Genomic DNA, 14,615 nt, shown 5'->3' with positions numbered 1-14,615 from the left:
CTGAAAACATGATCGTCGCGCGAGGGGGCATCACAGCGGCCGTCATTGCCACGTAAGTGCTGTGAGAGCAGTAGAATGGACGCGGACTCAAGGACACGGTCCGCTTGCGCGTCACCCCGGTTCTAGGCCGGTTTTCCTCTGGGTGATCGCACGGGGCTTACTCACGACGGTGACGGGCACGGCAGGGGCAGCCAGCAGGGGTCTCGCTCGCCACGTGTCCGCGGCAGGAGGATTTCGCACTTGTCCTACGACGCTAGCTCTATCACCGTTCTCGAAGGTCTGGAAGCGGTCCGCAAGCGCCCCGGCATGTACATCGGCTCGACGGGCGAGCGCGGTCTCCACCACCTGGTCTACGAAGTTGTGGACAACTCGGTCGACGAGGCCCTGGCTGGTTACTGCGACACCATCGAGGTCACGCTCCTCGCGGACAACGGGGTCAGGGTCGTCGACAACGGCCGTGGCATCCCCGTCGGCGAACACCCTGTGGAAAAGCGGCCCGCGGTCGAGCTCGTGCTCACCACGCTGCACGCCGGCGGCAAGTTCGACAGCAAGTCGTACGCCGTCTCCGGCGGTCTGCACGGCGTGGGCGTCTCCGTGGTGAACGCGCTGTCCACACGCCTGGACGTGGCGATCCGCACCGACGGCTACCACTGGTCGCAGACGTACGAGCGGTCCAAGCCGACCGGTCCGCTGCGCAAGGGCGAGCCGACCGACGTGACCGGCACCACGATCACGTTCTGGGCCGACGACGAGATCTTCGAGACGACCACCTGGAACTTCGAGACGCTCTCCCGCCGGTTCCAGGAGATGGCCTTCCTCAACAAGGGCCTGACGATCATCATCAGGGACGAGCGGCCCGACCACGTCAACGGCGAGCCGGTCGTCGCCACGTACTACTACGAGGGCGGCCTGTCCGACTTCGTCGGCCACCTCAACAAGAAGAAGGAGCCCATCCACAGCTCCGTCATCGACTTCGAGGAGCACGGCGACGGAATCTCGGTCGAGATCGCCATGCAGTGGAACTCCTCGTACTCGGAGTCGGTCTACACCTTCGCGAACACGATCAACACCGCCGAGGGTGGCACCCACGAGGAGGGCTTTCGCGCCGCGCTGACCAGCATCGTCAACCGCTACGCGCGCGAGCAGAAGTTCCTCAAGGAGGGCAAGGACGACAACCTCACCGGTGACGACATCCGCGAGGGACTCACCGCGATCATCTCGGTGAAGCTCGCCGATCCGCAGTTCGAGGGCCAGACCAAGACCAAGCTCGGCAACACCGAGGCGAAGTCGTTCGTGCAGAAGGCGTGCAACGACCACCTGCGCGACTGGTTCGAGCGCAACCCGGGCGAGGCCAAGGAGATCATCAACAAGTCGCTCCAGGCCTCCCGCGCCCGCATCGCGGCGCGTCAGGCCCGCGACCTCACCCGGCGCAAGTCTCTGCTGGAGAGCGGGAGCGGCCTGCCGGGCAAGCTGGCCGACTGCCAGTGGTCCGAGCCGGAGAAGTGCGAGCTGTACATCGTCGAGGGTGACTCGGCCGGCGGCTCCGCGAAGGGCGGCCGGGATCCCAAGTTCCAGGCGATCCTCCCCCTGCGCGGCAAGATTCTGAACGTCGAGAAGGCGCGCATCGACAAGGTCCTCAAGAACAACGAGGTCCAGGCGATGATCACCGCGCTCGGCACCGGCGTCCACGACGAGTTCGACATCGCCAAGCTCCGCTACCACAAGCTGATCCTGATGGCCGACGCCGACGTCGACGGCCAGCACATCACCACCCTGCTGCTGACGCTGCTGTTCCGTTTCATGCGGCCGCTGATCGAGGCAGGGCATGTCTACCTTTCCCAGCCTCCGCTGTACAAGATCAAGTGGGACCGCAAGGGCGAGGACGCGTCGTACGCGTTCTCCGACCGGGAGCGCGACGCGACCATCGAGGAAGGCATCGCGCGTGGCAAGCGCGATCCGCGCCTGCACGACGGCGTCCAGCGCTTCAAGGGTCTCGGCGAGATGAACGCCGCGCAGCTGTGGGACACCACGATGAACCCCCACACCCGGGTCCTCCTCCAGGTGACGCTCGACGATGCCGCGCAGGCGGATGAGCTGTTCACCGTCCTGATGGGCGAGGACGTGGAAGCCCGCCGGAACTTCATCATCCGCAACGCCCGTGACGTCCGCTTCCTCGACGTGTAAGGACTGACTTTTCGTGACGGAAGTGAACACTCCGCCTGGACCGCCCGCTGACCGCATCGAACCGGTGGACATCCAGTCCGAGATGCAGCGCAGCTACATGGACTACGCGATGTCGGTCATCGTGTCGCGTGCCCTGCCCGACGTGCGCGACGGGCTCAAGCCCGTGCACCGCCGGGTGCTGTACGCGATGTTCGACGGCGGCTACCGGCCCGACCGGGGATATTTCAAGTGCTCCCGCGTCGTCGGTGACGTCATGGGTTCCTACCACCCGCACGGCGACACGTCGATCTATGACGCCGTCGTACGGCTCGCGCAGCCCTGGTCGCTGCGCTATCCGCTGGTCGACGGCCAGGGCAACTTCGGCTCGCCGGGCAACGACCCGGCCGCCGCGATGCGGTACACCGAGTGCCGTCTCGCGCCGATCGCCATGGAGATGCTCAGGGACATCGACAAGGAGACCGTCGACTTCCAGCCCAACTACGACGGGCGGTCGCAGGAGCCGATCGTCCTGCCGTCGAGGTTCCCCAACCTCCTGGTGAACGGCTCCGCCGGCATCGCGGTCGGCATGGCGACGAACATCCCGCCGCAGAACCTCCGCGAGGTCGTCGCGGGGGTGAAGTGGAGCCTGGAGAACCCCGACGCGAGCGACGAGGAGCTGCTCGAAGCGCTCATCGCGCGCGTGAAGGGCCCCGACTTCCCCACCGGCGCGCTGATCGTCGGCCGCAGGGGCATCGACGACGCGTACCGCACCGGCCGCGGCTCGATCACCATGCGGGCGATCGTGGAGGTCGAGGAGGACGCCAAGGGCCGGCAGTGCCTGGTCGTGACGGCCCTGCCGTACCAGGTGAACCCGGACAACCTCGCCCTCACCATCGCCGAGCTGGTCAAGGACGGCCGGATCACCGGCATCGCGGACGTGCGCGACGAGACCTCCTCGCGCACCGGCCAGCGGCTGGTGATCGTGCTCAAGCGCGACGCCGTCGCCAAGGTCGTGCTGAACAACCTGTACAAGCACACCCAGCTGCAGACCACCTTCGGCGCGAACATGATCGCCCTGGTGGACGGCGTGCCGCGCACGCTGCGGCTCGACCAGTTCGTCAAGTACTACATCGAGCACCAGGTCGAGGTCGTCGTCCGGCGGACCCGCTTCCTGCTGCGCAAGGCCGAGGAGCGCGCGCACATCCTGCGCGGCCTGCTCAGGGCGCTCGACCGGATGGACGAGGTCATCGCCCTCATCCGGCGGTCGCCGTCGGCGGCCGAGGCGCAGGGCGGCCTGATGACGCTCCTGGACATCGACCAGATCCAGGCGCAGGCCATCCTCGACATGCAGCTGCGCAAGCTGGCCGCCCTCGAACGGCAGCAGATCCAGGACGAGTACGACGGCCTGATGACGCAGATCGCCGACTACCAGAGCATCCTCGCCTCGCCCGAGCGGCAGCGGACCATCGTCTCCGAGGAGATCACCGAGATCGCCGCCAAGTTCGGCGACGACCGCAAGACCGAGATCATCGCCTACGAGGGCGACATGTCCATCGAGGACCTGATCGCCGAAGAGGACATGGTCGTCACGATCACCCGCGGTGGGTACGCCAAGCGCACCAACATGGACCTCTACCGCGCGCAGAAGCGCGGCGGCAAGGGCGTCAGGGGCGCGCAGCTCCGCCAGGACGACATCGTCGAGCACTTTTTCGTGACCACCACGCACCACTGGCTGCTCGCCTTCACCGACAAGGGGCGGGTGTACCGGGTCAAGGCGTACGAGCTGCCGGACTCGGGCCGGGACGCCCGAGGGCAGCACCTGGCGAACCTGCTCGCCATGCAGCCGGACGAGCACGTCATGGAGATCCTCGACCTGCGCGACTACGACGTGGCGCCGTACCTGGTGCTCGCCACGCGCAGCGGCCTGGTGAAGAAGACGCGGCTGTCGGAGTACGACTCGCCGCGCTCCGGCGGCCTCATCGCGATCAACCTGCGCGAGGACGACGAGGTGATCGCGGCCCGGCTCGTTTCCGAGGACGACGACCTGCTCCTCGTCTCCAAGGATGCGCAGTCGATCCGGTTCACCGCTTCCGACGAGGCGCTCCGCCCGATGGGGCGCGCCACCAGCGGCGTGATCGGCATGCGGTTCCTCGAAGGTGACGAGCTTCTCGCGATGAACGTCATCAGCGATGGCGACGATGTGCTGGTCGCGACCGAAGGCGGCTATGCAAAGCGGACGCCAGCCAGTCAATATCCGGTTCAGGGCCGCGGTGGAAAGGGCGTGCTGACGGCGAAAATCGTCAGCGCTCGTGGCAAGCTTGTCGGTGCCGTCATGGTTCGTCCTGAGGACGAAGTTTTCGCGATCACCTCTGCCGGTGGGGTGATCCGGACCAGCGCCGGTGAAGTCAAGCAGTCCGGCCGGCAGACCATGGGTGTGCGCCTGATGAACCTCGCCGATGGCGACAGCGTTGTGGCCCTCGCCCGGAATGCCGAGTCGTTGGAGACCGAGGAAGACGGGGCAGGAGACGAGGCATGAGCAACTCCAGCGGCGGGAACGCGGCCGGCGCGCCCGATAAGAAGTCAGGAGGCGCCCGTCCCGCCTCCTCCCCGAGGCGGGACCAGGTGACCGAGCGGGTCGGCGAAAGCGGTAGCGTCGCTGGGGTGGCGCGCGATGCTGATGATGTGACATCTCCCGGCAAGGACAACAAATCCGGGGACAGCCTCCGCGTCCGGCCCGGCGGGCCGGACCAGTCGTGGAAGCAGTCCGGCGACGGCGGCGCTCCGCGTCCCGGTGGCAACCCGGGGCCGAGCGGTCCCGGAGCAACCGGGCCCGGCGGCGCCTCCGCCCCCGGCAGGCAGGTGGCCGGTCCCGGACCGACCGCCGCCTACCCCCGCCCCGCCATGGGCTCGTCGCCGAAGCCGGCGGCCGGTGCGGCCTTCCCGTCCGGTGCTCCTGAGCCGGTCGTACGGACCGAGCCGGCTCCGGACGGCAAGCCGGGGATCCGCGCCCCGCGCAAGGCCCACCTGGTGCTGCGCCGGGTGGAGCCGTGGTCGGCGATGAAGTTCAGCTTCGTCCTGTCGCTGGTCTGCTTCGTGGTGCTGTTCGTCGCCGTGGCCGTGCTGTACGGCGTGCTCTCGGCGCTCGGCGTCTTCGACACCATCACCGACGCCGTCACCCAGCTGACGGCCGGCGACGGCGGCAAGGCGACCAGCGATCTCGCGAAGAGCATCGACGCCTGGTTCGACCCCGTCCGCATCCTCGGCTACACGGCCCTGCTCGGTGCGGTCAACGTCGTCCTCATCACCGCCCTGTCCACGCTGGGCGCCGTCATCTACAACCTGTCGTCCAGCCTCGTCGGTGGCATCGAGGTGACCTTCAGCGAGGCCGAGTAGTCCGCGGTACGGCCGCCGCCCGTCCGGCGGTGGCCGTACCAACCGGGAGGGCGTGACCACCCTCCGGAACACGGTAGGCTTTTCCTCGTTCGAGCAACGAAATTCGCCTCCGCCCAGCGGATGCGGTAACGTTCGTGGCGCGTGCGCGGGGCTATAGCTCAGTCGGTTAGAGCGCTTCCCTGATAAGGAAGAGGTCCCAGGTTCAAGTCCTGGTAGCCCCACCAACGAAAACGCCCCGCAGCGATCAAGCTTCGGGGCGTTCTGCTGCAACCGGTACTGCAACGGCCTCACTCGGCTCACTCGAAGAGCCCGGTCACCCGCCACTCGTCACCGCAAGCGCGTGCCTATGGACGGTAGCCGAGCAGGGCCATATCGGACAGTTCCACATCAACGAGGCCACCTGAGGAGCGACCTCAGCAGGAACGTCAGGCCGCGTACGGCGTGCTACTCGTCAGAGTGAGCTGATACCAACGTGTCGTCTACAAACCGGGCATGCAGGTGCATGTCATGCCATCCGTCCCCATGGCGAAGCGCGCTGCGCAAGACACCTTCCAGCGGAAAGCCAAGCTTGTCCGCCACTCGGCACGAGGCCGCATTGGCGATCGAGTGCTTCAGCTCCAGGCGATGGAATCCCGCCTCGAACGCCCACCGCACCATCTGTGAGGACCCGACAGGGAAGGCACAGCGATGAGCCGCTCCAACCCGCTCTGGTCATCGCTCACGGGTTGGCTGTAGCGAGACAACCCGACAAACGGCCACCGGCGGACCGCTGATCCGATCATTTCGAGTGTGTACGCGTGCGAACTCTGGTTGGCTCGCCGGGACGTGGCAGGGACGGATCGGGTGGTGGTCGTGGAGGGGTTCGGCGCGCGGGTCGAGGAGCATCGGCGCGAGCTGCACGTGCACTGCTACCGGATGCTCGGCTCCTTCGACGAGGCCGAGGACCTGGTGCAGGAGGTGTTCCTGCGGGCCTGGCGGCGGCGGGACACCCTGCGGGACGAGTCCGGCCTGCGCGCCTGGCTGTACCGGATCGCCACCAACGCCTGCCTGGACCACCTCAGGGCGCATCCCCGGCGGCCGCAGCCGCGTTCGGCGCCGGTCGTCGCCGATCCAGGGCTTGACGCGCCGGCCTCGGACGCGGTGCCGTGGCTTCAGCCGTACCCCGATGTGCTGCTGGACACGGCCGATGTCGTGATCGACCGCGAGACGATCGAGCTGGCCTTTCTGATCGCGATCCAGCACCTGCCGCCTCGGCAGCGGGCCGTGCTCATCCTGCGCGATGTGCTCGGCTGGTCGGCGCAGGAGACCGCCGAGTCGCTCGACCTGACCGTCGCCGCGGTGAAGAGCGCTCTGCAGCGGGCCAGGCCGACGGTCAGGCGGCACCTGCCGGAGCGGCGGCTGGAGTGGGGCGCCTCCACCGAGCCCACCGCGGAGGAGCGGGCAGTCCTGCGGCGCTACATCGATGCCGTTGAGCAGGCCGATCCGTCGGTCCTGGCGGGGATCCTCCGGGCCGACGTGTGGCAGACGATGCCGCCCGAGCCGATCTGGATCCTGGGACGTGAGGCGTTCCTGGCGTCGTGGACTCCCGCGATGGTGGGTCCCGAGGCGTGGGGCGACTGGCGGCTCCTCCCCGTGTGGGCCAACCGGCAGCCTGCCGCCGCCGCTTATCTTCGCAGGCCCGGCGAGTCCGGATTTGCCCCCTCCTGGCTGGGCGTGCTGCGGGTTGAGGACGGTCTGATCACCCAGATCACGACGTACGACCTGTTCCCATGGCTCGGCCTTCCGGCCTCGCTCTGAGGTTCCGAGCTGAGGTCCCGAGCTGAAGTGCGGGGCTTTGCGGTTTCGAGGCTCTGCGGCTCTGGGGTTCGGAGGCGGACCGATTCCTTTCTCGCGCTCCGCTCGTCTCATGAGGGAGTCAACGAGAGAGGAACTCACCATGACCGATCTTCAGCAGGACGTGCAGGCCGCCATCGACGAGCTCGTCGGGGCGGGAGTCGAGCGCGGCGTGCAGGTCGCCGTCTACCGGCGCGGCGCGCTCCTGGTCGACGCGGCGGCGGGCGTCGCAGACCCGGAGACGGGCCGTGCGCTCACGTCCGAGACCCCCGTCTACGCCACCTCGACCGGGAAGGGCGTTACCGCGACCGTCGTCCACGTGCTCGCCGAGCGCGGGGTACTCGACTACGACACCCCCATCGCGGACGTGTGGCCGGAGTTCGCCGCCCACGGCAAGGACAAGGCGACCGTACGGCACGCGCTGACGCACGCGACCGGCGTGCCCGGGGTGCCGGTGGGCACCACGCCGGAGGATCTGTGCGACTGGGACGCGATGTGCGCCGGGATCGCCGCCGCCGTGCCGTGGTGGGAGCCGGGCACCCGGTTCGGCTACCACCCCCAGACGTACGGCTTCATTCTCGGCGAGGTCGTACGCCGGGTGACCGGCCGGACGATCTCGCAGGTGCTGCGCGAGGATGTTGCGGGTCCGCTCGGCGTGGCCGACGAGCTGTTCTTCGGCGTGCCCGAGTCCGAACTCGGCCGACTGGCCACGATCGAGGACGCCGGTCCCGCGATGGAACTGCCCGCGGAGATGCTGGCCGAGATCCCGTTCTTCAGGGTGGTCAACGGTTACACGGCGGCTCCGATGGCGGCCATGCCGGATGCCGCGTTCAGCAACCGCGCCGATGTGCTGAGGGCCGACATTCCCGCGGGTGCGACGATGACCGCTCGCGCGGTCGCGCGCATGTACGACGCGCTGCTGGCCAAAACGCTGGTCTCCCCCGGCCGGCTGCGCGAGCTGTCCTCGGCGGCGGTCACGGGCCTGGACGAGGTCACCGGCGCCCCCGCCACGTGGGGACTCGGCTACTCGATCGGCCTGACCGCGACACTCGACGAGCCCACCCTGTTCGGGATGGCCGGCAGCGGCGGCACCGCGGCCTTCGCGGACACCGCCACCGGGTTCAGCGTGGGGGTGATGAAGAACCGCGCTTCGGCGGGCGATTTCACCACCGTCGAACGGATCGCCCGGATAGTGCTCCAGGCCGGTTGACCATATGATCCGCCGTGCCGCCTCGCCAAGGCGGGAAGGATGGTCAGCCCTGGTCGGGTTCGGATTCGGGGGCTCTGACGGCGTCCAGGACGAAGAGGCCGGCCAGTCGGCCGTCCGGGCGGGTCACGACCAGATGGTGGATCTTGGCCCGATCCATCCGCCGGACCAGCGGCTCCATGTCCTCGCTCAGCCGTACGGTGGTGACGCCGAACCGCATGGCCTGCTCGGCGGTCGAGCCGGTGGCCACGCCCTTCAGCTCGGCTTCGCCGATGACGCCCTGGACGAGGTGGTCCCTGTCGACCACCACGGCGAGTCCCGCCGGATCGGCGATGATCCGTTCGGCGACCTCGTCCACCGGGTCGTCGAGGTAGGCGATCACCGGGTCGCGGCGGACGGCCTGGGCGACCAGGACGGCGTGCCCTTCGAAGGGCAGCCCGGCGGCGATCCAGTCCATCTTGCCTTCGGCGTAGTCGTGGACCTGGTCGAAGCCGAGCCGTTCGAGCCGACGGGCCGCGCGCGGACTCATGTCGCACATCCGGTCGTGGCAGTAGACGATCACCGGTCGCGACGCGTCCAGCCGCGCGGCCGACTCCTCGTCGAGCTCCTTGAGCGGCAGGTGCGCGGCGCCCGGCAGGTGCGCCCACTCGTACTCCTCCAGGGGCAGCACTTCGACGAGCTGGGCCTCATGGTCGGCCAGCAGTTCCTGTACGGCGTCACGGTCGATCGTGTGAACCATGAGTCAGCCCTACCCGCCGGACGGGGCATGGCACGTCCCGGCGTGGACGGCGGGCGGCCCGGAAGACGAAGTCCGGAGGCCGGGAACAAAGCCCGGCGAAGGGTGGTTACATCTCTCGTGGCCGGTGTGCAGGTGTCCCCGGGCCTCACCTAATTTAGCCTTCGCGGACTACCGTTCGGCTGGAGCCGCGTTGTGCATTTCGCCGAGAGGCGACCCGGCACCGGTTACGCACACGTCGGGACCCCGTCAGGAGCACTCCTGGCGGGGTCTCGTCTTTTCGTCCTCTCTTCGGACCGGACGCGCCTGCATCCGCGCGGCGCTCACGGGTAGACGAGCCTGGTCGAAGGGGGAACTCATGGCCCATCGCTCCGACCCTGAGGTGGACCTGCTCTGGGAGGAGTTCCACGGGGTGGTCAACATGACATCGGCGGAGTTGCGCTCCTGGCTGCTCACCTCCGCGCCCGGTGAGAACGCCTCCCCCGCCGATCCCGACCTGGACGTCCAGGAGTTGGGGCGTGGCGTCCTCCACGTGCTCGGTAAGTGCAAGGTCGACCTGACGGACGAGGACGTCGAGGTGATGCGCCGCGTCGTCGACTTCGTACGGGAAAGGGTGGTCGGCGCCCCGGCCGTGGCGGCCAGGGACGACCGCTGGCGGCACACCCTGATGTCGGTGGGTCACGATCCGCTCGGACCCGTCCCCTCTGGTGACTGACGCCGTACGGCGGGGCTTCGCGGTACGGGTTCCGCCGGATTCCGGGTGAGGTTCCGGGGAAGGGGATGAGCTCATGTGGGGCAACCGGCGGGGCACCGAGCCGCTGGAGGCGCGCAGTGCCCTCCGTGCCCGGATGCTCCTTTCCGGAGTGGCGCTGCCCATCGCGCTGGCAGCCGCGATCGTGTTCGCGTACGCCGCGGTCGCGACCGGAGAGGGGGTCTGGGCCGTCGAGTCGGGCATCGCCGCCTTCATCGCCCTGGTCGCCGCGATCGACCTGCTCGTCATCTGGGTCCGGATCAGGCGCCGCAGGAGAGCGGAGAAACGGGAATCGGAAGAGCCATGACCGATCTGGACGACGTGAGCGTGCCACCGCCGCGGCGGGTCAGGGAGCCGCCGGGCGGATTGCTGGGGCTGGGACTCGGGCTCGGGTTCCCGCCGCCACACCCTCAGGGTGAGGCCGTAGCTCGAGAGGATCTCACCGACCGGCTGGTGGGACGTCACGCGCGGCCTTCGCCGGGGTTTTCCACCGGAGGGCTTCAGACCTTCGTCCCGGTCCTTCTGGACCTGCGGACGGAGGATCACCCCCACCTCGCGCCGCTTAAATGAAGCGACAGTTCCCTGCCGTGAACGGCAACATGGATCCGTTCCGGGGGCCACCAGCGAGGAGCAGCAGTGCACAGTGTCCGTCGCGATCTCGGCATGCTCCGGGATCGGCGTTTCGCCCTGCTGCTTGCCGCGCGGACCATCTCGGTGCTCGGCAGCGCCTTCGCGCCCGTCGCCCTCGCTTTCGGCGTGCTCGCGCTGCCGGGGGCGACTCCCACGACGCTGTCGGTGGTCCTCGCCGCCGAGGCGCTGCCGATGGTCGCGTTCATGCTGGTCGGCGGTGTCATCGCGGACCGGTTCCCCAGGCACCGCGTGATGATGGCGGGCGAGGGGCTCAACGCGGCGGCGTACTTCTGCCTCGCCGCGATGATGCTCATCGGGTGGACGCCGATTCCCGGTCTGGTGACGGCGGCGGCCGTCAGCGGCATCGCGACCGCGATCTTCTTTCCCGCGCTGACCGGGATCGTTCCCGACGTCGTCCCGGCCGACCGGTTGCAGACGGCGAATGCCCTGCTTGGGCTCGGCACCAACATTTCCCGGGTCATGGGGCTCGTCCTGAGCGGCGTCGCGGTGGTCCTGCTCGGGGCCGGCTGGGCGCTCGCCGTCAGCGGCACGATGTTCGCCATAGCGGCCATGCTGGTCACGGCGCTGCGCCTCACCCCGGCGGAGCGTTCCGCGGAGGAGCGGCACTCGGTGATCGCAGACCTGCGCGAGGGATGGCGCGAGTTCTCCTCCCGGCAGTGGCTGTGGGTGGTGGTCGCGCAGTTCTCCGTGCTGATGGTGGCCTTCCAGGCCGCGCACGGCGTTCTCGGGCCCCTGGTGGCCAAGGAGAGCCTGGGCGGCGCCCCGGCCTGGTCGGCGGTCCTCGCGGGTGAGGCCGTCGGCATGATCGTCGGCATCCTGGTGACTCTGCGGCTGCGGCCGCGCCGTCCCATCCTGTTCGCGACCCTGCTCACCCTGCCGACGGCTCTGCCATACCTGCTGCTCGGGGCGGCGTCTCCGCTGTGGGCCGTGGTCGCCGCAGGGGTCGTGATGGGCGTCTGCTTCGACATCTTCGGCGTGCTGTGGAACACCACCATGCAGCGGGAGATCCCGCCGGAGGCGCTGTCGCGGGTGAGCTCCTACGACGCGCTCGGCTCGCTGATGTTCGGCCCGATCGGCCTGCTGGTGGCCGGGCCGGTCGCCGTCGCGATCGGGCCGCGGCCCGCACTGCTCGGCTGCTCGGCGATCATCGCGGTGGTATCCCTGCTCGCGCTGCTGTCCCCCGGGGTACGCGGCCTGCGCGCCCCGGAAGAGGAACCGGCCGCCGGCCCACGGAATGCCGCGCCGATGGAGGCCGGCGCCTAGTGCCCCGCCAATCAATCTTTGCCCCGTCGCGTCGCCCAGGGCGGCACCTCGCCGCGTTGTCGCCCCACCCACGAAAACTCCTCGCAAGCTCGGACTTTCCGCGGGGCCCGGGAATGTCGGCCGTAGGCTCCGCTACGACCTCCTCCTCCGCCTTGCGATGCACCACCCTGGACACCGCTCCTTCCGGGCAAACCTTGCCGGTTGGGGCACTAGAACCGGCGTCCTGAGCGCTGGCCTCGGCGGACGGTCGCCGTAGGCCGAAAAGATCCGCGAAACACGACCCACGGCAGGCTCACGGCATTGCGGCCGGTGGCGGGTCCTGTGCGCTCGTGAAACCGCTCGTGAACCCGCTCCGGCACCCGCTCCGGCACCAGCTCCTGAACCGGCTCGTGAACCGGCTCGTGAACCGGCTCGTGAACCGGCTCGTGAACCGGCTCGTGAACCGGCTTCGGCACCAGCTCGTGAACCGGCTTCGGCACCCAACTTCCGGTGGCTCCCGGGGCCTCCTCGACGGCGCAAGCCGATTTAGACGGTTCCACGGCGAAATCCGTGCCATCTTCTCGATGTGATTCGCATCACATAATTCGCCTTGACTGGGGCGACGCCGACCGGTCAGGACGCGTGGCCAGATATCCCGCTTGACCTGGGGGAACGCCATTATCTCAATATGATCGTCTTTTAGGTAACGAAACGGTCACTCGTCCGACCTGGGAAAACGATGCCCGCAAACGGCCTTACGGACAGTTGGTGTGGCTTGTAGGTTTTTGACCTGTCCTTAACTGACGGATGGGGCGCAGATGACGTCCCACGACAGCCCAAGGAGCTTTTCCCTTGAAGCGCACCCTCGCCATCGGCGGAACCCTCACTGGCCTCCTGGCCGCCGGCCTGGTGGCCACCCCGGCCCAAGCGGGCAGCTACAGCGTCAAGGAGACGCTGGCCGGATCCTCACAGGCCGCACAGCAGGTCGCCTTCTTCTGGTCGGCGCAGATGCTGAAGCAGGCCACGCCGTACAACGTCGAGACCACGGTCTCGGCGAAGCACATCTCCAGCGGCGGGCCGTCCAAGAGCAGCAAGCCCGGCACGGTTCCGGCCATCGGGGACGAGAAGAAGTCGTCCTCGACGTCCAAGAACGTCAACCTCCCGAAGACCACCGGCAAGGTGTTCTTCCTCGGTGCCGACGGCAACCCGCACTGGTGCACCGCCACCTCCGTGCAGTCGAAGTACCGCAACCTGGTCGCCACGGCCGGGCACTGCGTGTACGACACGAAGTCCAACAAGGCCACCCTGGACAAGTGGGTCTTCGTGCCCGGTTACTACCAGGGCAAGACCCCGTGGGGCATCTACGTCGGCAAGCAGGCCTTCACCCACTACGACTTCGACGTCTATGAGGACGGCGACCGCGACTACGCCTTCGTCACCGTCTACAACGGCATCAAGCTGGCCGGCGACAAGGAAGTCGACAAGAAGACCTACGACGCCTACACCGGCGACAAGCAGATCCTCTCCGAGGAGGTCAGCGCCGCCGAGTTCGCCGAGAAGTACACCGAGGGCGGGCCGTACTGGAAGAAGGTCCTCGACCCCGAGACCGTGGAGGTCGATCCCCCGGCGGACGGCTACGCCAAGCACGACGAGTACTACACCAAGGGCATCAACGGCATCAAGCTGACCGCCGTCGAGGTCAAGGGGTCGGAGTACGCCGCCGCCCCGAACGGCACCGAAGCCATGAAGAACGGCGAGAAGTGCCCCACCTGGTGCGGTCACCAGAGCGACGCGTGGACCCGCATCTCCATGACCGAGTACCACAAGCTCAAGAAGGACAAGAACTTCCAGGGCGACCTCAAGCTGACGCGCGGCAAGCGCTACGTCGAGGCGTACAAGAAGCAGTACTTCGTCAAGAAGTGGATCAAGACCTCCAGCCAGGAGAAGTACTACAAGGACCACTACTACGTCCGTAGCGTGTCCGACGCCGGCCGCCTGGGCGACAACGTGGGCGGGCAGGGCCTGGCCTACAACCAGAAGATCGGCAAGCCGGTCTACGTCTTCGGCTACCCGAGCGGCTCGCACCCGGATGGCCACCACGCCTTCACGGGCCAGACCCTCAAGTGGTCGTACGGCAAGACCTTCGCCGCCAAGGCCCCGGCCATCAAGGGCGACGAGCTCGTCGGAGTCAAGTCGTCCTTCACCGGTGAGGGTTCGCTGGGCTCCGCGTGGCTGCTCAACTACAAGAACTCCCGCCGCCTCGGCTACCTGAACGGCGTGACCATCGCGGTCGCGGACCGTGACGGCAACAAGCGGATCGACACCAGCATGTCCCCGTACTTCGACGGTGAGACGTACGGCGTCTACAAGCAGGCCGCCAACGTCTGGTCCGGCACGATCATCTAGGGCCTGACCGGCAAGGCGCGGAAGACCGCTCCTGAAGAAAAGGGATGCCATCGGGGCCCGGCGTTCGCCGCCGGGCCCCGATTCGGCGTCATCGGCTCGGCTCTTGCCACCGAAGCCGGATGCCGCGGGCCGATCGCCCACGCGGGACTGATCACCCACACAGGTCACGCGCGGCTGATCGTCACGCGCGGCTGCGTCGCGGACCCGGCGCAGCCCACGGATGTCGTCGGAGG

General features: G+C 68.2%; 10 protein-coding genes and 1 tRNA gene. 10 read left to right on the top strand and 1 reads right to left on the bottom strand.

What is annotated here, in order from left to right; all coding sequences use genetic code 11:
• The first annotated feature begins 240 nt into the window (after positions 1 to 240).
• The 6 genes from gyrB to QSK17_RS25260 all read left to right on the top strand — a co-directional run bounded on the left by gyrB (position 241) and on the right by QSK17_RS25260 (position 8,599).
• On the top strand, positions 241 to 2,184 hold the full coding sequence (gene gyrB / locus QSK17_RS25285; RefSeq protein WP_285707735.1) for a DNA topoisomerase (ATP-hydrolyzing) subunit B: 1,944 nt from the start codon (positions 241 to 243) through the stop codon (positions 2,182 to 2,184).
• A 13-nt stretch (positions 2,185 to 2,197) separates the two neighbouring features.
• Positions 2,198 to 4,699, top strand: coding sequence for a DNA gyrase subunit A (gene gyrA / locus QSK17_RS25280; RefSeq protein ID WP_285707734.1), 2,502 nt, complete (start codon positions 2,198 to 2,200; stop codon positions 4,697 to 4,699).
• A complete protein-coding gene (locus QSK17_RS25275; protein WP_502889286.1) occupies positions 4,696 to 5,556 on the top strand; it encodes a DUF3566 domain-containing protein in 861 nt (286 codons plus the stop codon). Before gyrA ends, QSK17_RS25275 begins: the two co-directional genes overlap by 4 nt.
• A gap of 147 nt (positions 5,557 to 5,703) precedes the next feature.
• Positions 5,704 to 5,780: transfer RNA gene (locus tag QSK17_RS25270), tRNA-Ile, on the top strand.
• A 565-nt stretch (positions 5,781 to 6,345) separates the two neighbouring features.
• Positions 6,346 to 7,353, top strand: a complete 1,008-nt coding sequence (locus tag QSK17_RS25265) for an RNA polymerase subunit sigma-70 (RefSeq protein WP_285707733.1) — start codon at positions 6,346 to 6,348, stop codon at positions 7,351 to 7,353.
• Positions 7,354 to 7,492: 139 nt separating this feature from the next.
• Complete coding sequence (locus tag QSK17_RS25260) at positions 7,493 to 8,599, top strand: serine hydrolase domain-containing protein (RefSeq protein ID WP_285707732.1); 1,107 nt, start codon at positions 7,493 to 7,495, stop codon at positions 8,597 to 8,599.
• Between the two features lie 43 nt (positions 8,600 to 8,642).
• Here QSK17_RS25260 and QSK17_RS25255 read toward each other — a convergent pair whose 3' ends face one another.
• Positions 8,643 to 9,335 (bottom strand): rhodanese-like domain-containing protein, encoded by a 693-nt coding sequence (locus QSK17_RS25255; protein WP_285707730.1) that lies wholly within the window; start codon positions 9,333 to 9,335, stop codon positions 8,643 to 8,645.
• 355 nt (positions 9,336 to 9,690) lie between these two features.
• Here QSK17_RS25255 and QSK17_RS25250 point away from each other — a divergent pair, with 355 nt between their 5' ends.
• The 4 genes from QSK17_RS25250 (at position 9,691) to QSK17_RS25235 (ending at position 14,382) form a co-directional block, all read left to right on the top strand.
• Positions 9,691 to 10,047: a DUF3140 domain-containing protein gene (locus QSK17_RS25250; RefSeq protein ID WP_285707729.1), complete on the top strand. Its 357-nt coding sequence runs from the start codon at positions 9,691 to 9,693 to the stop codon at positions 10,045 to 10,047.
• A 73-nt stretch (positions 10,048 to 10,120) separates the two neighbouring features.
• A complete protein-coding gene (locus tag QSK17_RS25245) occupies positions 10,121 to 10,390 on the top strand; it encodes a DUF6343 family protein (protein WP_285707728.1) in 270 nt (89 codons plus the stop codon).
• 329 nt (positions 10,391 to 10,719) lie between these two features.
• A complete protein-coding gene (locus QSK17_RS25240) occupies positions 10,720 to 11,997 on the top strand; it encodes an MFS transporter (RefSeq protein WP_285707727.1) in 1,278 nt (425 codons plus the stop codon).
• A gap of 831 nt (positions 11,998 to 12,828) precedes the next feature.
• Complete coding sequence (locus QSK17_RS25235) at positions 12,829 to 14,382, top strand: trypsin-like serine peptidase (protein WP_285707726.1); 1,554 nt, start codon at positions 12,829 to 12,831, stop codon at positions 14,380 to 14,382.
• Positions 14,383 to 14,615 lie beyond the last annotated feature (233 nt).

The organism is Microtetraspora sp. NBRC 16547, from assembly GCF_030268965.1.
Taxonomy (GTDB): Bacteria; Actinomycetota; Actinomycetes; order Streptosporangiales; family Streptosporangiaceae; genus Microtetraspora.
The sequence above is the reverse complement of the archived record's forward strand: the minus strand, read 5'-3'. Positions and strand labels throughout refer to the sequence as shown.

What these genes read in the sequence shown, in the direction of transcription:
- QSK17_RS25275 (WP_502889286.1), top strand. Translation starts at nt 4,696, where the DNA reads ATGAGCAACTCCAGCGGCGGGAACGCGGCCGGCGCGCCCGATAAGAAG.
- QSK17_RS25260 (WP_285707732.1), top strand. Translation starts at nt 7,493, where the DNA reads ATGACCGATCTTCAGCAGGACGTGCAGGCCGCCATCGACGAGCTCGTC.
- QSK17_RS25255 (WP_285707730.1), bottom strand. Translation starts at nt 9,335, where the DNA reads ATGGTTCACACGATCGACCGTGACGCCGTACAGGAACTGCTGGCCGAC.
- QSK17_RS25250 (WP_285707729.1), top strand. Translation starts at nt 9,691, where the DNA reads ATGGCCCATCGCTCCGACCCTGAGGTGGACCTGCTCTGGGAGGAGTTC.
- QSK17_RS25245 (WP_285707728.1), top strand. Translation starts at nt 10,121, where the DNA reads ATGTGGGGCAACCGGCGGGGCACCGAGCCGCTGGAGGCGCGCAGTGCC.